Origin of the sequence: Malacoplasma iowae (genome assembly GCF_900660615.1) — a bacterium.
Classification (GTDB): Bacteria; Bacillota_I; Bacilli_A; order Mycoplasmatales; family Mycoplasmoidaceae; genus Malacoplasma; species Malacoplasma iowae.
On record NZ_LR215023.1, the window covers coordinates 39,127 to 57,883 of the forward strand.

24 protein-coding genes and 1 pseudogene are annotated in these 18,757 nt (G+C 26.9%); all 25 read left to right on the forward strand.

The genetic code is table 4. The annotated features are described in order from the left end of the window. The first annotated feature begins 133 nt into the window (after positions 1 to 133). The 25 genes and pseudogenes from EXC57_RS00115 (at position 134) to rpsQ (ending at position 18,733) form a co-directional block, all read left to right on the forward strand. On the forward strand, positions 134 to 1,654 hold the full coding sequence (locus tag EXC57_RS00115) for an APC family permease (protein ID WP_129692498.1): 1,521 nt from the start codon (positions 134 to 136) through the stop codon (positions 1,652 to 1,654). A 2-nt stretch (positions 1,655 to 1,656) separates the two neighbouring features. Beyond that, on the forward strand, positions 1,657 to 1,785 hold the full coding sequence (gene rpmG, locus EXC57_RS00120) for a 50S ribosomal protein L33 (RefSeq protein ID WP_406846397.1): 129 nt from the start codon (positions 1,657 to 1,659) through the stop codon (positions 1,783 to 1,785). Positions 1,786 to 1,791: 6 nt separating this feature from the next. Continuing rightward, positions 1,792 to 2,127, forward strand: coding sequence for a preprotein translocase subunit SecE (gene secE, locus EXC57_RS00125; protein WP_129692500.1), 336 nt, complete (start codon positions 1,792 to 1,794; stop codon positions 2,125 to 2,127). Positions 2,128 to 2,140: 13 nt separating this feature from the next. Continuing rightward, entirely contained in the window at positions 2,141 to 3,118 is a 978-nt protein-coding gene (gene nusG, locus EXC57_RS00130) for a transcription termination/antitermination protein NusG (RefSeq protein WP_004024716.1), read from the forward strand. 94 nt (positions 3,119 to 3,212) lie between these two features. Beyond that, entirely contained in the window at positions 3,213 to 4,271 is a 1,059-nt protein-coding gene (gene rpsB / locus EXC57_RS00135) for a 30S ribosomal protein S2 (protein WP_129692501.1), read from the forward strand. A 174-nt stretch (positions 4,272 to 4,445) separates the two neighbouring features. Further along, positions 4,446 to 5,120, forward strand: coding sequence for an MBL fold metallo-hydrolase (locus EXC57_RS00140; RefSeq protein WP_004024714.1), 675 nt, complete (start codon positions 4,446 to 4,448; stop codon positions 5,118 to 5,120). Beyond that, positions 5,113 to 5,547 carry a pantetheine-phosphate adenylyltransferase gene (gene coaD, locus EXC57_RS00145; protein WP_004024713.1) on the forward strand — a complete coding sequence of 145 codons (435 nt, stop codon included), beginning with the start codon at positions 5,113 to 5,115 and terminating at the stop codon, positions 5,545 to 5,547. Before EXC57_RS00140 ends, coaD begins: the two co-directional genes overlap by 8 nt. Continuing rightward, positions 5,537 to 6,475, forward strand: a complete 939-nt coding sequence (locus EXC57_RS00150) for an L-lactate dehydrogenase (protein WP_004024712.1) — start codon at positions 5,537 to 5,539, stop codon at positions 6,473 to 6,475. The genes coaD and EXC57_RS00150 overlap by 11 nt, the downstream gene beginning before the upstream one ends. Positions 6,476 to 6,535: 60 nt before the next feature. Then, positions 6,536 to 7,366, forward strand: a complete 831-nt coding sequence (locus EXC57_RS00155) for a Cof-type HAD-IIB family hydrolase (protein WP_004024711.1) — start codon at positions 6,536 to 6,538, stop codon at positions 7,364 to 7,366. Positions 7,367 to 7,469: 103 nt separating this feature from the next. Beyond that, the gene (gene tsf / locus EXC57_RS00160) at positions 7,470 to 8,363 is read left to right on the forward strand and encodes a translation elongation factor Ts (RefSeq protein ID WP_004024710.1); all 894 of its coding nucleotides are present in this window, start codon (positions 7,470 to 7,472) and stop codon (positions 8,361 to 8,363) included. Between the two features lie 58 nt (positions 8,364 to 8,421). Beyond that, positions 8,422 to 9,144: a UMP kinase gene (gene pyrH / locus EXC57_RS00165; protein ID WP_129692502.1), complete on the forward strand. Its 723-nt coding sequence runs from the start codon at positions 8,422 to 8,424 to the stop codon at positions 9,142 to 9,144. Between the two features lie 13 nt (positions 9,145 to 9,157). Then, the gene (gene frr / locus EXC57_RS00170) at positions 9,158 to 9,709 is read left to right on the forward strand and encodes a ribosome recycling factor (protein ID WP_004024708.1); all 552 of its coding nucleotides are present in this window, start codon (positions 9,158 to 9,160) and stop codon (positions 9,707 to 9,709) included. A 1-nt stretch (position 9,710) separates the two neighbouring features. Further along, positions 9,711 to 10,397 carry a polyprenyl diphosphate synthase gene (gene uppS / locus EXC57_RS00175; protein WP_004024707.1) on the forward strand — a complete coding sequence of 229 codons (687 nt, stop codon included), beginning with the start codon at positions 9,711 to 9,713 and terminating at the stop codon, positions 10,395 to 10,397. A 1-nt stretch (position 10,398) separates the two neighbouring features. Continuing rightward, the gene (locus tag EXC57_RS00180) at positions 10,399 to 11,502 is read left to right on the forward strand and encodes a phosphatidate cytidylyltransferase (protein WP_004024706.1); all 1,104 of its coding nucleotides are present in this window, start codon (positions 10,399 to 10,401) and stop codon (positions 11,500 to 11,502) included. Positions 11,503 to 12,049: 547 nt separating this feature from the next. Next, entirely contained in the window at positions 12,050 to 12,355 is a 306-nt protein-coding gene (gene rpsJ, locus EXC57_RS00185) for a 30S ribosomal protein S10 (protein WP_004024705.1), read from the forward strand. A gap of 27 nt (positions 12,356 to 12,382) precedes the next feature. Beyond that, positions 12,383 to 13,129, forward strand: coding sequence for a 50S ribosomal protein L3 (rplC, locus tag EXC57_RS00190; protein ID WP_004024704.1), 747 nt, complete (start codon positions 12,383 to 12,385; stop codon positions 13,127 to 13,129). A 3-nt stretch (positions 13,130 to 13,132) separates the two neighbouring features. Next, positions 13,133 to 13,768, forward strand: a complete 636-nt coding sequence (rplD, locus tag EXC57_RS00195) for a 50S ribosomal protein L4 (RefSeq protein WP_004024703.1) — start codon at positions 13,133 to 13,135, stop codon at positions 13,766 to 13,768. After that, positions 13,768 to 14,097 carry a 50S ribosomal protein L23 gene (gene rplW, locus EXC57_RS00200; RefSeq protein ID WP_004024702.1) on the forward strand — a complete coding sequence of 110 codons (330 nt, stop codon included), beginning with the start codon at positions 13,768 to 13,770 and terminating at the stop codon, positions 14,095 to 14,097. Before rplD ends, rplW begins: the two co-directional genes overlap by 1 nt. A gap of 47 nt (positions 14,098 to 14,144) precedes the next feature. Further along, positions 14,145 to 14,984, forward strand: coding sequence for a 50S ribosomal protein L2 (rplB, locus tag EXC57_RS00205; protein ID WP_004024701.1), 840 nt, complete (start codon positions 14,145 to 14,147; stop codon positions 14,982 to 14,984). Positions 14,985 to 15,003: 19 nt separating this feature from the next. Further along, a complete protein-coding gene (gene rpsS / locus EXC57_RS00210; protein ID WP_004024700.1) occupies positions 15,004 to 15,270 on the forward strand; it encodes a 30S ribosomal protein S19 in 267 nt (88 codons plus the stop codon). 9 nt (positions 15,271 to 15,279) lie between these two features. After that, entirely contained in the window at positions 15,280 to 16,299 is a 1,020-nt protein-coding gene (rplV, locus tag EXC57_RS05330; protein WP_004024699.1) for a 50S ribosomal protein L22, read from the forward strand. Between the two features lie 20 nt (positions 16,300 to 16,319). Then, positions 16,320 to 17,534 (forward strand): 30S ribosomal protein S3, encoded by a 1,215-nt coding sequence (gene rpsC, locus EXC57_RS05345; RefSeq protein WP_004024698.1) that lies wholly within the window; start codon positions 16,320 to 16,322, stop codon positions 17,532 to 17,534. A gap of 30 nt (positions 17,535 to 17,564) precedes the next feature. Next, the gene (gene rplP / locus EXC57_RS00225; RefSeq protein WP_004024697.1) at positions 17,565 to 18,002 is read left to right on the forward strand and encodes a 50S ribosomal protein L16; all 438 of its coding nucleotides are present in this window, start codon (positions 17,565 to 17,567) and stop codon (positions 18,000 to 18,002) included. Then, positions 17,980 to 18,162, forward strand: a pseudogene (gene rpmC, locus EXC57_RS05350) (50S ribosomal protein L29); the annotation flags it as partial. The gene rplP and the pseudogene rpmC, both read left to right, overlap by 23 nt. 316 nt (positions 18,163 to 18,478) lie before the next feature. Next, on the forward strand, positions 18,479 to 18,733 hold the full coding sequence (gene rpsQ / locus EXC57_RS00235; protein WP_004024695.1) for a 30S ribosomal protein S17: 255 nt from the start codon (positions 18,479 to 18,481) through the stop codon (positions 18,731 to 18,733). Positions 18,734 to 18,757: the final 24 nt, after the last annotated feature.

An 18,757-nucleotide genomic window follows, 5' to 3' on the forward strand; every position in this document is an offset into this window, starting at 1 on the left:
AAAATTTATAACAAAATAGGATACACATAAATTAAATTTCTTAAAATTATTTTATTTAAATAAATAATTATGTAAAATATATACAAATCTCTTTTGTGAAAGAGATTTTTTTATTAGTTGAAAGGAGATAATAATGAGTGTTAACAAAGCAAGGAAAATTGGATTTTTCTCTGCATTAGCTATTTTGATTGGTAGTGTAATTGGTATTGGAATTTTTTTAAAAAATCGTTCTGTATTTGCAGCTAACAATCAAAACGGATATGGAATATTAATATCATGAATAATAGCAGCAGTAGTTTCAGTTTGTACCGCTTTTAGTTTTGCTGAAGTTTCATCAACCGAGCACTCAAAAGCAGGATTAGCTGGATGAGCTGGAAAATTAATAGGTAAAAGGACAGGATATTTTATAAAAGTTAACATGCCGTTTTTTTACTTCTCTATTTTAATGGTAACTATTTTCATATTTACAGGTGAAGCATTATTTAGTTTGTTTGATCCAAATCAAAAGATTCCATTTTATTGAGTTGTAATTGCTTCTATATTTATTTTTATAGGACTTGTTGCTCTAAATACATTTGCATTTCATGCATCAAAACAAATGCAAATGGTTATTACAATAGTTAAATTTATTCCTATTATTTTAGTTATTATTTTAGGTTTTGCATTTTTTAATCAAGTACAAGGTGGGAATAGATTTGAGGTTATGGAAACACCAGGCAATGGCACACAACCAATAGGGCCAATAAACCCAGCTGGAATATTAAGTTCATTACCTGCTATTCTATTTGCTTTTGATTCATTCTTAGGTGTTGGTAATTTAAGTAAAGAAATGAAAAAACCACAAATGGTTTCAAAGGTTATAGTTGTGGGTATGATATTCTGTTCTATTATCTACATTCTTATTACTGTTGTACAAATACTAGTAGGAAAAGGAATAGTATCAGATGTTTTCGCAGCAATATTTTCAGATAATGAAACTGCAAAAACAACTTTTAATTACATTGTTAAAATTTCAATGTTTATAGCTGTATTTGGGGTTGCTAACTCTATTACAATGACATCAATCAGATCTTTTGATTATGTTATTCATGAAAGAATTATATATAAAGCAGATGTTTTACATGCAATGTCTGGTAAAAGGGAAATGATACCCGGTGCTATACTTTTCACTCTCTCATGTATACCTTGATTTGCAATTAATTTAATTCTTGCAATTGTATTTAAACATGATGCGTTTACAGATGGAATTTCTAATTTCCCTACATTATTCTTCTTTGCAGTTTATGGAATAGTAATTTTATTTGGAATTATTAATAGACGCACTAAAAAAGTTAAAGTTGAAAAAGTTAAAGGATTTATGCCAATAGCAATAATTGCATGTGTTGGTATACTTATAATCTTTGGTTATCAGTTCTTTTATGATTTTATGTACAATGCGTTTTCAAATCCAAATGGTACATTAAGTTGAGGTGTGTTTTATGGTCCATCAACAGCTGATAAAGTTAAGAACTGACAAGGGTCAATTGTGTTTTTTTCATTTATAATATTATTTATAGGGATGCCTTTTATAAATTACTTATTAGTTAAAAAAGATAAGGAAAGACAAGCTATTAAGCTTAAAAAGGAAATAAAAAAATTATGTCTAAATCAATAATAATGATTTGTGATGAATGTCTCTCTAGAAACTATAAAACCAAAAAAAATCAATTCAAAAAAGAAAGATTAGAGTTGAAGAAATATTGCCCTAAATGCAATAAAAAAACTCTTCACAAAGAAACAAGGTAATAAATTATGGAAGATAAAAAAAACAAAGATAATCAAGAACTTGTATTAACTGATATTTATACTAATGATGAAGATGTAGAGATATCAAAAGAAGAGAGAGTTGAAACTATAGTTGAAGAGAAAAAGAAAAATAAAATAAAAAAAAATAAAGTAAAAAAACAAGGTTTATCTTTAAAACTTAAAACATTCTTTTTTGGTTTAGGAAAAGAATTTGAAAGAATGTCATGAACAAGTAAATCAGATCTAATAAAAAATTTTATAGTTGTGATTTGTATTGTTGTAATACTAACTGCAATATTTACAGGTGTTGGTATTGGAATGCAAAAATTATTAAGTTTATAATTTGGAGTTGAAAATGAGTATTGTTAATGAAGCTCAATGATATATAGCTACATGTATCATTGGTAATGAAGATGTTGTTTACAAAGAATTAGAAGATAAAATTAGAGCTTTTAGATTAAATGATGTTGTTAAGGAAATAAAACTTCTTAAATCTAGAGAAATCACTATTGAAGTTTTTGATAATAAAGATAACCCACCACCAAAATTAATGAGAAATACAAAATCAATAACTTGAACTACATTACCAGGTAATAGATATAAGAAAACTAGAATTAGAGAAATTAACAGATTCCCAGGTTACATTTATATCAAAATGATAATGGAAGAACAAGCTTGATATGTTATTAGAAACACTTTTGGTATTACAGGATTTGTTGGGTCATCTGGTAAAGGTGCTAAACCAATTCCAATGTCTGAATTTGAAGTTGAAAGATTATTCAATGAAGCAAGTAATGAGGACATTATCATTAATAAATCAGGAATGTCTTATGTTGAAGAAGGTTTAGAAAATTTAAAACCAATTGAAGATGTTGATACAAAATTTGATGAACCAGAAATTGTTGCTGTTCACAACAAACCATATGTTGTAAATATCCCAAGTAATGATGATTATTTTGATTCAACTAAAAAAGAAGAAGACAATAAAGTACCAAGTGTTGATAACATAGAAATAAAATTGGAAAAAGAAGATGTTGTTGCTAAAGATATTGCAGAATCAAAACAAGATACAGACAACAATGAATCAATATATTTAAAAGATGAAAATGAACCACAAGTTTTTGATTTTGATCTTGATGATAAAGAAATTGATAACTTAAAAGTTGGAACATTTGTAACAATCAAATCAGGTGAAATGGTTGGCGAAAAAGGAAACATAATTTCAATTGATAAAACAAACAATATGGTAAAAGTTGAAATTGATATGTTTGGTAGAAAATCAATTATAGATGTTTCAATTAAAGATATAGAACTAGGTTTTGAAAATAATTAGTTATTAATGACTAATTATTTTTTTTAACTATTAATTTAATATATTTACAAATTGTTATATAATTTTAAAGTATTTAATTTTATAAGGAGAAATAATGCCTAAAAAAGCAGAAGAAAAAAAAGTTGGATCAGCAACTAAAACTGTTGCTGCAAAAGCAGAAAAAAAAGTAGCTAAAAAAACAACTACTACTACAAAAACAAAAAAAGAAAGTTCTGCATCTAAAAAAGTAGAAAAACCAGTTTCTACTGTTGAAACAACAAGTGCTGTTAAAACAAATTCAGAACCTGTAAGTTATAAAGACAAAGCATCTGAAATTGAAAACAACATTATGTTAAAAATTAATGCAAATCCAGCTATGGCAAATAACAAGTTTAGAAAACTTGTAAGTGTTAATAAATTAATGGAAACAGGGGCTCATATTGGATTAACTACTAGAAAATGAAATCCAAAAATGAAACCATATATCTATGCCAAAAAAGGTACTAACCATATAATTGATTTAATGCAAACTGTTATGGCTTTAAGTGATGCTTATAACTTTTTAGTTAATTTAACTAAAAATGGTGGTACTGCATTATTTGTTGGTACTAGAGGAAAAATAATTAAAAATCATGTTAAAGAAGAATCTAAAAGAACTAAATCTTTCTACATTAATGAAAGATGATTGGGTGGAACTTTAACAAACTTTAGAACTATAAGTAATTCAATTAAAAAATTTAATAACTTATTAGTTATCCACAAAACTGGTGAAGTTGAAAAGTATCTTAAAAAAGAACAAGTTCAAATTAAAAAAGATACTGAAAAACTTGCTAAAGCATTTGGTGGTATTAGAACTATGAAAGAATTACCTAAAGTTTTAATATTAACTGACCCAGAAAATGAAAAGAATGCTTTAAAAGAAGCTAAGAAACTTGGAATTCCTGTTGTTGCTATTTGTAACTCAAATGCAGATCCAACAGATGTTGACTATGTAATTCCAGCAAATAACTATTCTATTAAATCTGTTTATCTTTTAATTGGAATTCTTTCTGATGCTATTGCTGAAGGAAAAGGATTACCAAAATCATTTGTTGGTAAAAAAGATGATGAAATCGTTTTACCTGAAGTTATTAAAAAGAAACCAGAATATAGAAAAGTTGTTTATAACAAATAATCATATTTTGAATTTTTGCACTCCAATTGTGGGGTGCTTTTATTTTTACTTTATTCAAAAATAAAGATTATTTAACATGTTAAAAGTTATATTATTTTTGTTTTGCTAAATAAGCTAAATAAACTAAGGTTTATTTTTATGATTTTATAAATTTTAAAAATATAATTAGAGTGTATGAAAACAATAATTGAAAATAAAGTATATTTTGTAACTAATCAAAATATAAATAACAATACATATGTTTTATTAAACAAAAACTCTGCTATTGTTATAGACATAAGTTGAAATTACAATGAGGTTATTAACTTTTTAAAAAATAGAAAAATTGATAATCTTGCTTTATTAATAACTCATTGTCATTTTGACCATATAGCTGATATTGATAAATTACTAAACGAATATAAAGATTTAAAAATATATGTTTCAAAACATGAGGGTGATTTTATAACTTCAAAACACACAAATAGAATTTTTAAAACACCAATTGTTGTTGATAAAAAATATGTTCATTATATTGAAGACAATGAAACATTACATATTTTTAATGATGATTTTATTATTAAAACTATATACTCACCAGGTCACTCAATTGGTAGTACAGTTTATGAATATGAAAATATTTATTTTACAGGTGATTTCATTTTTTCAGATGCAATTGGAAGAGTTGATTTGCCAACATCAAACATTGATCAAATGGTGAGTTCAATAAAAAGATTTATGAAGTTATGCAATAAAAATTATTTAATATGTCCAGGGCATGAATCATTTTGCTATGCTAAAAATTTAAGAGAAAATAATATGGAAATAAAACAAGTATTTGATGTTTATGGAGATAAAGAAAATGAATAATAAAAAAAATGCTGCTATTTTTCCTGGAACTTTTGAAGTGTTTCACTTAGGTCATGTTGATATATTAAAAAAAGCACTTAAATTGTTTAAAAAAGTTTATGTTGTTGTTTCAAATAATCCTGAAAAAGATCCAAAAACTTTAGACCAAAGATTTCTTAGGACTAAGATAGTTTTACAACAATTAAAACTAGCAAATGTTGAGGTTGTTAAAAATGAAGGAAGGACAATAGATATTGCTAATAAACTTGAGTGTTATTATATAATAAGAGGTGTAAGAAATAATTTTGATTTGGATTATGAAATCAAATTATATGATTCTTACAAAGAAATAAATCATAATTTTGAAACAATTTTATTGATTTCAGATTATGAGTTTCGTAAGCTATCTTCAACAAGGATATTAAGGAGTTTAAAAAATGAAAAATAGAAAAGTGGTTCTAATTGGTTGTGGAGCTGTTGGACAAGCATTTTTATATGGGGCTTTAAACCAAAACCTATTTGATGAATATGTATTAATTGATGCATTTGAAAATGCAGCTAAAGGAAATGCAATTGATACATCTGATGCTATTCCTAACTTAGTTCAACCACCAAAATATGTTAAAGCTGGTACATATGAAGATTGTGCAGATGCTGACATTGTTGTTATTACAGCTGGTGTTGCTCAAAAACCAGGAGAAACTAGAATTGAACTAATTGGTAGAAATGCAAAAATTATTCAAGATATAGCTACTGAAGTAAAAGATTCTGGATTTGATGGAATTACTGTAATTGCTTCTAACCCAGTAGATATTATTTCTACAATTTACCAAAGAGTTACAGGTTTTGATGTTCACAAAATTATTGGAACTGGAACATCACTTGATTCAGTTAGATTAAATAGATTAATTGCTGAAAAATATGATGTTTCACCAAAAAGTGTTTGTGCTTATGTAGTTGGTGAACATGGAGATACATCTGTATCTGTATTCTCAAAAGCTACAATTGGTGGTATCCCATTATCTAAATTTGGTAAAAAAATGACTGAATCTCAACAAAGAAAGATGCACAATGAAGTTATGAGAATGGCTTATAAAATCATTAATCTTAAAAGAGCAACTTTCTATGGTATTGGGGCTGCTATTAACAAAATTTGTAGAGCAGTTTTACAAGACGAAAACATTGTACTACCAGTATCTTGTGTAACTAAAGGTACTTTTGAAATGCAACTTGGTTGACCAGCAGTTGTTAATAAAAATGGTTGAAGCAAACCATTAAAATTAGAATTAAATGCTGAAGAAAGAAGAAAATTCAACAAGTCTGCTAAAGAAATGAAAAAAGTTTTTGATGAAGCTATAAGTGAACTTGGACTTTAAGATTCGTTAAAAAAATATTCCACAATAAGGTCCAAAAACCTTATTGTGTTTTTTATTAAAATGAAATTATTTATATTTGATATTGATGGGACTTTGTTGAATGACAATAAAAAAATAAATGATTCAACCAAAAAAGCAATTAAGCAATTATTAGCACAAAACAATAAAGTTATTTTGTGTACTGGTAGAACTCCAATTCAAGCACAAGGAGTTATAAAAGAACTTAATTTACAAGATTATATTATTGGTAATAATGGTGCTTGTTGATTAAACTTAAAAGATAATTCTTGTTGAAAATCAAATCATACAATCCCAAGTCAAACGAGAAAATTATTTTATAAGATAGCAAAAAAACTTAAAAGAGAATTATTATTTAGTGATGGGTTTAAATATTGAAGAGTTTATTTTGGTAATAATCCAAAACAAGATATCAATGACCCCCTTTATTTCATAGGGGGGACTAGTAAAGAACCTATCTATGATGATTGAAATAAGATCAAAAAAATTTACTTTAGATCAAAAGAAATTGTTCAAGTTTCAATTAAAATGGAAAGTAAACTGTTACCACAATATTTATCTATTGTTAAAGAAAAATCAAAAGAAGATATAGAAATTCTTGAAACATCAAGAGTTTATATACAAGCACTGAACATAAACAACAATAAGTGAAATGGAATTAAAGAAATTTTAAAAAAAGAAAATATAGTTAACAAAGAAAACATTTATTGTTTTGGTGATTCAGATAATGATTTGTCTATGATAAAAAATTGTGCTAATGGTATTGTTATGGGGAATGCATGTGACAAACTTAAACAACATGCAAAAGAAATAATAGGAAATAATAATGAAGATGCAATTTTTAATTTTTTAAAATCTAAAAAATTAATTTAATAGTTAGCTCTTATAATTTAACTTTTATATATTTAAGTTTATATTTTGTTTTTCTATTTTTTCTTTATAATAATTAAGATGAATTTTACAATGAGGTATAAAAATGAGCAGTATTACTGAAAAAATTAAAGAACTAAGACAAAGAACACAAGCTGGTTTTATGGACTGTCAAAAAGCATTGAAAGAATGCGGAGAAGACGTTGAAAAAGCAATAATTTGACTTAGAGAAAAAGGTATAGCTAAAGCAGCTAAAAAAGCAGATGCTATTGCAGCTGAAGGTTTAACTAATGCTATTGTTAAAGATGATCTAGGTTTAGTTATTGAAGTAAATACTCAGACTGACTTTGTTGCAAAAAACGAAAACTTTACTGAATTATTTAATGAAATTGCAGAAGCTATTTTTAAAAACAAAAAAACTTCTAAAGAAGAAGTTGAAGAAATGAAACTTCCAAGTGGTAATGATGTTAAGACTGCTTGTGTGGAATTAACAGCTAAAATTGGAGAAAAAATTGAATTTAGAAGAGCAGAATTAATTTCAAAAACTAAAGACCAAACATTTGGTGCTTACCAACACTCAAATGGTAGAATTTCTTCTATAGTTTTAATTGATGGTAAAGTAAGTGCTGATGTTGCTAAAGATGTTGCTATGCATTTAACAGCAATGAATCCAAGATTTTTAAATAAAGATTCTGTTGACAAAAATTGATTGGAAACAGAAAAGAAATTACTTTTAGAAAAATCTAAAGAAGAAGCTAAATCAGCTAAAAAAGATCCAAAATTTGCTGAAAAAATCGTTGAAGGAAGACTAAACAAAATTCTTGCAGAAAATTGTTTAGAAGACCAACCATTTTTCAAAGAACCTTCTTTAACTATTAAAAAATATCTAGAACAAAACAAAGGTAAACTTGTTAAAATGGTTCGTTTTGAATTAGGTGAAGGTATTGAAAAGAAAGTAGTAGACTTTGCTAGCGAAGTTGCTGCTCAAATGAAGAAATAGATTTGATTTTTATCAAATTTATTTTTTTAATGCTTTAAAATAAAAATGTAGGGAAAATATGAATAGTACTCAAACTAAAAAACAAACCATTATGTTAAAGTTAAGTGGAGCATCATTAAAAGATGGTGATTCTGATAATCCTATTTCTTTTGATGTTTTGCAACATTTAGCAGAACAAGTTAAATTACTTACACCATATTACAATATTGCTATTGTTTTAGGTGGTGGAAACATTTGAAGAGGAAAAATTGTTAAAGAAATAAACATGGAAAGACACCAAGCTGATTACATGGGTATGCTTGCAACTGTCATTAATTCAATTGCTTTAGAATCAGCTTTCAAAAATAATGGAATAAAAACAAAAGTATATAGCAAATTAGAAATTACAAAAGTTTGCGATGACTATTTAATTAGAAATGTATTAAATGATCTTGAAAATGGTGTTGTCACTATTTTGGCTGGTGGAACTGGTAGTCCATTTTTTACAACAGATACTGGAAGTGCAATTGCTGCAATTGAAATAAAAGCTGATGCAATATTAATGGGTAAAAACGATGTTGATGGTGTTTGCTCAGATGACCCTAAAGTAAATCCAAATGCTATTTTTTATCCAAAACTAACTTATGATGATCTATTTGTAAAAGATTTAAAAGTTATGGATGCTACTGCTATATCTTTATGTAAAGAATACAAAATATCTTTAATTGTATTTAAGATAAATGAAAAATGAAGTATTATAAAAACTTTAAAAAAAGAAAACAAATTTACATTAATTAATTAAAAGGAAATTATTTATGGAATGAAATATTTTTAAAAAAGAATTTGAAGATAAAGCTAATGAAAAAATTGAATGATTTCAAAGTGAATTTGACAAAATTAAAACTGGAAGACCAAATCCTGCAATTTTAGATTCTGTTCATGTTGAAGCTTATGGAGCAAAAAGTAAAATTATAGAAATAGCTAATGTTCAAGTTGTTGAAGGAAAACAATTAGTTATTAAACCATATGATAAATCTTTGATTCAAACAATAACTGCAGATATATTAAAAAGTAATTTAGGGTTAAATCCACAAGCTGATGCTGAATTAATTAGAATTAATTTTCCTCCACAAACTGAAGAAACAAGAAAAGCATCAGTAAAAAAAGCTAAAGAATTTGTGGAACAAGCTAAAATTGGAATAAGAAACATAAGAGCAGATGTTCACAAAAAATATAAAAATGATAAAGAAGTTAGTGAAGATTTAATTAAATATTTTGACACTGAATTAGATAAAATAACAAAAGCTTACAACACAAAAATTGACGAAGCTTTTGCAAAAAAAGAAAAAGACTTAATGCACTTATAAGATGAATAATAGTTTAAACCATATTGCATTCATTATGGATGGAAATGGTAGATGAGCTAAAAAAAGAAACAAAAAAAGAATTTTTGGTCATGCACAGGGTGTTAAAGTAATTCCCGATATAATTAAAGAGTGCATAAATCAAAAGATTAAGTTTGTTTCTTTTTTTGCATTTAGTGTTGAAAATTGAAATCGTCCTAAAGAAGAAGTAAACTTTTTATTATCTTTAATAACTAAATATGCAACAAAAAAAATTATTAATGATCTAAATAAAATAGATGCAAAAGTTAATTGAATAGGATTTGAAGATAAGCTTGATAAAAAAACTTTGGATGCTATTAAATTAATTGTTGATAACACTAAAGAAAATAAAAATATTATAGTAAATATATTTTTTAATTATAGTGGAACAAAAGATTTAAACAATGCAATCAATCTTGCTATAAAAGATAAAGACAATCAAAAAGAAGATATAAAAAAATATTTATTAACATCAAATTTACCACCAATTGATTTATTAATTAGAACGGGTGGCGAATATAGGATTAGTAATTTTTCACTATATGATTTAGCATATAGTGAAATTATTATAGAGAATACGATGTGGCCAGATTATAATAAAGAATTGTTAAAAACTAACATAAATGAATATAATAATAGGCATAGACGTTTTGGGAAAATAGAAGAATAGTATGCAAATTAATAAACTTGATGACACTAAAAGAAAAACTTTAGCTAATAGAACTATTGTTTCTATAATCATTTTGTTTTACTACATTCTAACTTTACTTTTCTCTTTTTTATCTGATAGTACAATTTTGTCTTTAACATCAACTGATGTTATTAGTTCATTAAGTACTAGAGGTATAATGGGAATTGTTTTTGTTGTATCTTTTTTTGTTCCATTACCAATGGCAATATATGAATTTAATAAATTAATTTTTGGTAAAAATATTAAATCATTTATTGTATTACTAATAGTTTCAAGTTTGTATTATCTTGCCCCAAACATAACCTATATAGTATTAAAAAACTTTGTACAAATAAATAGATTCCAAGTAACAGACAAATTATATTTGCAAACAGAACTTTATTTTTATTTGTCTTTTATATTAGTTCAATCTTTAATTTTATTTGTTGTTTTGAACACAACACTAATACTTAATAAAAAAAATAATGTTAAAAACACAGTAACTATTAACGGTTTGGGATTTGTAATTAATTTTGGATTTTTGTCTTTATGTTATATTGGATTGGCTAAGTCTTGAGTTTTATTATTGTTTTTATTTTTCATTATTTGATCAACAGATGTTTTTTGTTATTTGTGTGGTTCTTTTTTTGGGAAGAAACAACTTGTTCCAAAAATTTCACCAAATAAAACAGTAGAGGGTGCAATATATGGTGCAATAACAGCAACTGTTATAACATTAGCTTATCCTGGATTATTATTAATAAATACATCTAATTTACTTTTCGACAAAATATTGTGAGTTAATATTGGATATTTAGTAGACAGCAAAAACCAAACTTTGTTAACTCAAGAAGCACCACTATATGTAAGTTGAATTTTATTAATATTTTTAATTTTATGTTTAGTTATCACTTGTATGATTGGTGATTTATTATTTAGTTATGTTAAAAGAGTTTATGAAATAAAAGACTATAGTAATGTGTTAAGAACTCATGGCGGTGTTTTGGATAGATTAGATTCTATATTGTTTACTGGAACATGTTTTACAATATTTTTTATGGTAATCCAACCAATTATGTTATTTTGGTTTGGCAAAAATATGTAATTTATCTTGCTTGAATAAAACAAAGGATAAATTACATATTTTTTTATTGTTCTATATTTTTAACCAAATACAAAAAACCATTTTTTGTTGTTTAATATATTGTTTAAAAAATGTAAAAGTTCAAAAGCAATATTAATAATATATTTTTGAACTCATAAAAACAGTTATTAGTTTGAGACATTTATGATCTTAAATATTTTATTTTAAAAAAACATAAAAAATAAAAAGCTATTTTTATTAACTTACATTTTGGTTGTAGTAAACACTTTATAATATTCATTTTTAAATGGCATTAAATACAAAAAAATGCTAATAGCATTAATTTAAAAATTTTTTATATATATTTTCCAAATCACACGGAAAATTAATTATTAAATATATTATTAAATTTTTCTATTTTTTTTGTATAATTATAAAGTATTGTACCTATATGTTAAGATTGCTGATACACCAATATTAGTTGTCGAGTGATCAGGTAACTTATAATAGGTCTTTATTTAACAAATTCGGATATTTGTTAAAAGTATTGAAAGGACAACTAGAAAGTATGAAAAACGAATTGAAAATAAAATTATTTTCTTATGATCATAGATTACTAGATGCATCTGTAAGAAAAATAATTAAAACTTCAAAAGATAGCGGGGCTTCTGTAAAAGGACCTATTCCGCTACCAACTAAAAAGGAAGTATTTACAATTTGTCGTTCTCCACACGTAAACAAACCATCACGTGAACAATTTGAAAGAAGAACGCACAAACGTTTAATTATATTAACTAACACTACAGAAAAAACTAGAGAAGGTTTAAAGAATTTGATTATCCCGTCTGGTGTTGATATTCAAATTACTTTATAAAAGATCTAATAAAATAGAGGTAACAATATGAAAATGTTATTAGGGAAAAAAGTTGGAATGACTCAACTATTCTTAGAGAGTGGTAAAGCAATTCCTGTAACTATTATTCATGCTGAACCTAATGTGGTGTTAGAAAATAAAACAAAAGAAAAAAATGGATACGTTGCTACTAAAGTTGGTTTTGGTGATGTTGAAGCTAAAAGAGTTAACAAACCAACAATGGGGACGTTCAAAAAAATTAAACAAGATCCTAAAAAACACATTAAAGAATTTAGAGATGTTGAAGGATATAACGTAGGAGATAAAATCTGCGTTGATGTATTTTCAAATGGTGATTTAGTTGATGCTCAAGCAATAACTAAAGGTCATGGATTTACTGGTGCTATAAAAAGATGAAACTTTAAAGTTGGACCATTAGGTCATGGTGCTGGTTATCCACATAGATATCAAGGTTCTATTTCTTTTGGTCGTGGTGGTAGCCAAGGGCAAAGAGTACCTAAAGGTAAAAAAATGTCAGGTCACTATGGACATGAACTTGTAACTATTCAAAACTTAACTGTTGTAAATGTTGATAAAGAAAAAAACTTAATTTTAGTTCAAGGAAGTGTTCCAGGACCAAATAAAGGTTTAGTTTTACTAAAAACTACTACAAAAGCTGTTAAGAAAATTGAACCTTTAAAATTGTCTACAGGAAAAGTTAAAGAATCAGCTGTTATTGCAGAAGCTGCTCACCACACAGAAGGTGCAGCAGCAGAAGCTGCGAAAGGAGAATAGAATATGCCATCAATTACATTAATTACTGATTTAAATGGAAACACAAAAAGTGTTGATTTAAAAAATACTAAGTTAATTGAAAAGAAAATTAATAACCAAGTTATTTATGATTCTATTCTTGTAGCAAATGCTGGTGAAAGACAAGGAACTCACTCAACTTTATCAAAAGGTGAAGTTAGAGGTGGTGGTAGAAAACCATATAGACAAAAACACACTGGTAGAGCAAGACAAGGTTCTATTAGAAACCCTCAATGAGTTGGTGGTGGTGTTGCTTTTGGTGTTACTCCAGAAAAAAACTATAAATTAAAACAAAACTCTAAAGCTAACAAATTAGCTTTTAGATCAGCTATAACTTTAAAAATTAATAGTAATTCATTAAATTTATTAGTTGATAAAGTTGATATTAAAAAACCATCAACTAAATCAATTGATGCATTACTTAAAAAATTAAAATATACAAATAAGAAAATTTTATTTGTATTAAATGATGAAAATGATAACTTACTTAAATCATGTAGAAATATTGAAACAGTTGAATCTAAATTATGAAACCAAGTTTCTACAAGAGATATCATTGCAAGTGATTTAGCTATTATTCAAGAAGATGCTTTTAACAAAATTTCGGAGGTATTTGCATAATGGATTTACTAAGTGTAATTGTTAAACCTGTTTTTTCCGAAAAAAGTTATGGTTTAAAAGCTGAAGAAATAAAAAAATACATGTTTGAAGTTAACAAAAAAGCTAACAAATATGAAATTGCTTTAGCGTTTGAAATGATTTATGGAATTAAACCTGAAAAAATCAACATTGTTAATAGAAAACCTACAGCAATTAGAACTGGAACAAGAAATCCAGGATTAACTAAATTTAAAAAAATTGCATACATCACTTTACCAAAAGGTGTTGATATAGCAATGGATGAAGAAGAAGCTAAAGAAGCTAAAGAAACTAAAAAAGAAAATAAGTAATTACTAATTATTAGGCGAAAAGCAAATTTAAGAAAGGATATGCATGTATGCCAACTAAACGTGTAAAAAGTAGAAGTAGTGGTGTAAGACAAACAATTGTAATTGATTATAAAAAAGTTCTTACAACAACTTCTCCAGAAAAATCGCTTTTAGTGTCTTTAAGTAAAAATGCTGGTAGAAACAACCAAGGTAAAATTACTGTTAGACACCATGGTGGCGGTGTAAAACAAAAATACCGTATCGTTGATTTTAAAAGAGACAAAATTAATAAAGTTGCAACTGTTAAAACAATTGAATACGATCCAAATAGAACATCTTTCATATCATTAGTTGCATATGAAGATGGTGAAAAAAGATATATTATTACTCCAAAAGATTTAAAGGTTGGAGACAAAATACTTTCTAGTGATCAATTAATTGATATTAAAGTTGGTAACGCTTTACCAATCAAATATATTCCAGAAGGTACTTTTGTACATAATATAGAATTAATACCACACAAAGGTGGTCAAATGATTAGATCTGCTGGTACATCAGCACAAATTCTTGGTAAAGACGAAACTGGAGAATACACAATTGTTAAATTATCTTCAGGTGAAGTTAGAAAAATATTAAATGATTGTATGGCTACAATTGGGGTTGTTTCAAACGAAGACCACAATTTAGTTGTTATAGGTAAAGCTGGTACTAATAGACACAGAGGTATTAGACCAACAGTTAGAGGGTCAGCTATGAACCCTAATGATCACCCACATGGTGGTGGTGAAGGTAGAAGTCCAATCGGACATGATGCACCTAGAACTCCATGAGGTAAAAGACACATGGGTGTTAAAACTAGAAATTCAAAAAAATCTTCTACTTCATTAATAGTAAGACGTAGAAAATAATTAGAAAGGAAATTGTAAGATGGCAAGAAGTTCAAAAAAAGGACCTTATGTAGAACCAAGTTTAATGAAAAAAGTTAAACTTATGGCTGCACAAGATAAAAAGAAACCAATTAAAACTTGATCTAGAAGAAGTACAATTTTCCCTGAATTTGTTGGTTTAACTTTTGAAGTACACAATGGAAAAACTTTCTCTAATGTTTATGTAACAGAAGATATGATAGGTCACAAACTAGGTGAGTTTTCATTAACTAGAAACTTTAAACAACATACAGGGAATAGAAAATAGGAGTAGAAAATGAAAGCTAGAGCGATACAAAGACATATTCATTTATCTCCTAGAAAAGCTAAACTTGTATGTGACTTAATTAGAAATAAAAATGCTACTGTTGCAATCAACATTTTAGAGAATACAAGAAAAAAAGCAGCACCAATCGTTTTAAAACTTTTACATAGTGCGATTGCAAATGCTACAAACAACCATGCTTTATCTGGTGATAAACTTTATGTTTACCACATTGTTGCTAACCAAGGGCAAACATTAAAAAGAACAAATCCAAGAGCTAAAGGTTCAGCTGATTTGTTAAAGAAAAGACATTGTCACATTGAAATCATCTTATCAGATGATCCAAATGAAAGAGCTAAAGATTTAGCTTTAATTAAAGAACGTCAAGCTAAAAGAGCTAAAAATAATAAAGGTTATTCAGCTAAACAACGTGCTGGAAAAGTTGAAAAGAAAAAAAGAGAAGACAAGCCAGTTGTTAAAAAACCAGCACCAGCTAAAAAACCTGAACCTAAAAAGGTAGAACAAAAACCTGTTGTAGAACGTAAAGTAAGTGCTGAAGCTTTAAAAAGAGAACAAGAACAACTAAAAGTAGTTGAAACAAAACCAGTTGAAAAAACTGCTGATAAAAAAACTGCAAAACCAGTAGAGGTTGAAAAAACAGCTATTATTATGATTTCAGCTTCTCCAAAACACGCTGACATTTTGTTAGATGATCCAAGTAAAAAAGTTTTCTTTTATAAAGTTACTCCAGTTAACAAAGTTAAAAGAGTATTGATTTATGCAACTGCTCCAATTCAAGGTGTTGTTGGTGAATTCGATTTAGAAAAAATTGATATTAAAGCTGTATCAACAATTTGAAAAAATTATGGTGCAAATTCTGTACTATCTAAAAAAGAATACGATGAATATTATAAAGATAAAAAAGAAGCGCATGCAATGATTTCTAAAGAAGCATTTAGATATAGTAAACCTAAAAAACTTGAAGACTTTAATATGAAAAAAGGTCCAAGTGGTTTCCAATATTTAAAATAATTTAAGAGAGGAAAATTATTATGGGACAAAAAGTAAATCCAAATGGATTAAGAATTGGGATTAACAAAAACTGACAATCAAGATGAATTGCTTTAGATGGTAAACAAACTGCTAAGTGATTAGTTGAAGATGACAAGATCAGAAACCATTTAATTAAAAAATTCAAAGCTGCGCAAATCGCTAATATTGAAATTGAAAGACAACAGAAAAAAATTGATTTATTTATTCATTGTTCACAACCAGGTATTATTCTTGGAAAAGATATGGCAACTTTAAAAGTTGTGAAAAAAGATGTAAACCTAATTGTTGGTAGAGATGTTAAAGTTAATGTTAACGTTTTAGCTTTAGACAAACCAGCTTTATCAGCAAGAATAATTGCAAGAGAAATTGCTGATGCAATTGAAAATAGAATTTCTTTTAGAAATGCTCAAAAAATTGCAATTAAAAAAGTTTTAATGAATGGAGCTAAAGGTATTAAAACTCACGTATCAGGTAGACTTGGTGGGGTTGAAATGGCTAGAGAAGAAGGATATTCAGAAGGTATTGTTCCTCTAACAACTTTAAGAGCAGATATTGATTATGCTTTAGAAGAAGCTCATACAACTTATGGTTTAATTGGTGTTAAAGTTTGAATTAATCGTGGTGAAATTTTTGATAAAAAAGTTCAAAGAAAAGAAATGCCTGTTAAAAAAATGGAACCTAAAAAACCTATTCAACAAAAACCAGTTCAAAAACCTGTCCAAAAGCCAGTAGAACAAAAACCTGTTAAAGAAGTTGACCCAGAAGCTTTAAAAAGAGAACAACAACAATTAAAAGTTGTTGAAAGTAAACCTAATGAAAAGAATGTAAAAGTTGAAGAGACTTCAATCATTATGATTTCAGCAAGTCCAAAACATGCTAACAAATTATTAGATGAAAAAGAAACAAATGTTCTTTTCTATAAGGTTACACCAGTAAATAAAGTTGAAAGAGTTTTAATTTATGCAACTGCTCCAATTCAAGCAGTTGTTGGTGAATTTGATTTAGAAAAAATCGATATTCATGCTCTATCAACATCTTGAACAAAATTTGGTAAAAACTCAGTTTTAACTAAAAAAGAATTTGATGAATATTATGAAGGAAAAAAAGAAGCACATGCTCTTATTTCTAAAAAATCATTTAGATATAGCAAACCAAAAAAACTTGAAGACTTTAATATGAAAAAAGGTCCAAGTGGCTTCCAATATTTAAAATAATATCTATCCAGACTTAATAAGGAGTTTATTATGTTACAACCAAAACGTACAAAATATAGAAAACCTCATCGTGTAAGCTATGAGGGAAAAGCTAAAGGTAACAATTATATTGCTTTTGGAACAATGGGTCTAATGGCAACATCTGGTAATTGAGTTACTGATAGACAAATTGAAGCTGCTCGTATTGCTATATCAAAGACTTTAGGAAAAACAGGAAAAATGTGAATTAGAATTTTCCCTCATATGTCTTTAACTAAAAAACCACTAGAAGTACGTATGGGTTCTGGTAAAGGTTCTCCAGAATTCTGAGTAGCTGTGGTTAAAGCTGGAACTGTTATGTTTGAAGTTGCTGGAATTCCAGAAGAACAAATGAGAGAAGGATTAAGAAGAGCTGGTCACAAATTGAATGTTAATTGAAAGATAGTTAAAAAAGAGGATTTTGTAAATGATCAAAGAACTACAAAATAAAACAGATATTGAATTAGGTCAACTAATTTGTAAACTTAAAATCCAATTATTGGAATTAAGATTCAAAGCTGCTAATGGTGAATTAGAAACTACACACACAGCAAAGGAAATAAGAAAAACAATTGCTAATGCAATGACAGTATTATCTCAAAGAAATGTTAAAGTTTCTTTTACAACTCACAGCACACAACTAATTAAAACTGTAAACAATAAACAAGTTATAAATTCAATTAACAATGCTAGCTTAATCTCATCAGTAGTTTCACAAAAAGCTCAACAAAACAGTAAAAAACCAAGTGGTAAAGTAACTACTAATAAAACAAAAACAAATGAACCTAAAAAACATATTCAAAATATTGATAACAAACAAAAAAAAGTTCAAACTAAACCTGCAACTAAACCAATTGAAAAAAAATCAACAAAACAATCATCAGTGCAAATAAGAAAGACTGCTAAAGGATAATTAGGTATATATTATGGAAAGAAATAGAAGAAAAGTTTTACAAGGTGTTGTTGTTTCAGACAAAATGCAAAAAACTATTGTAGTTAATGTAGAAACTAAAACAAAACATCCATTATATAAAAAATTAGTTATTACTCATAAAAAATACCATGCACATGATGAAAAAGAAGAATGCAAAATTGGTGATTTTGTAGAAATTATTGAAACAAGACCTTTAAGTGCTTTAAAACGTTGAAGACTTAACAGCATCATTGAAAAAGCTAAATAGTTTTTAATATAAGGAGATTTAATT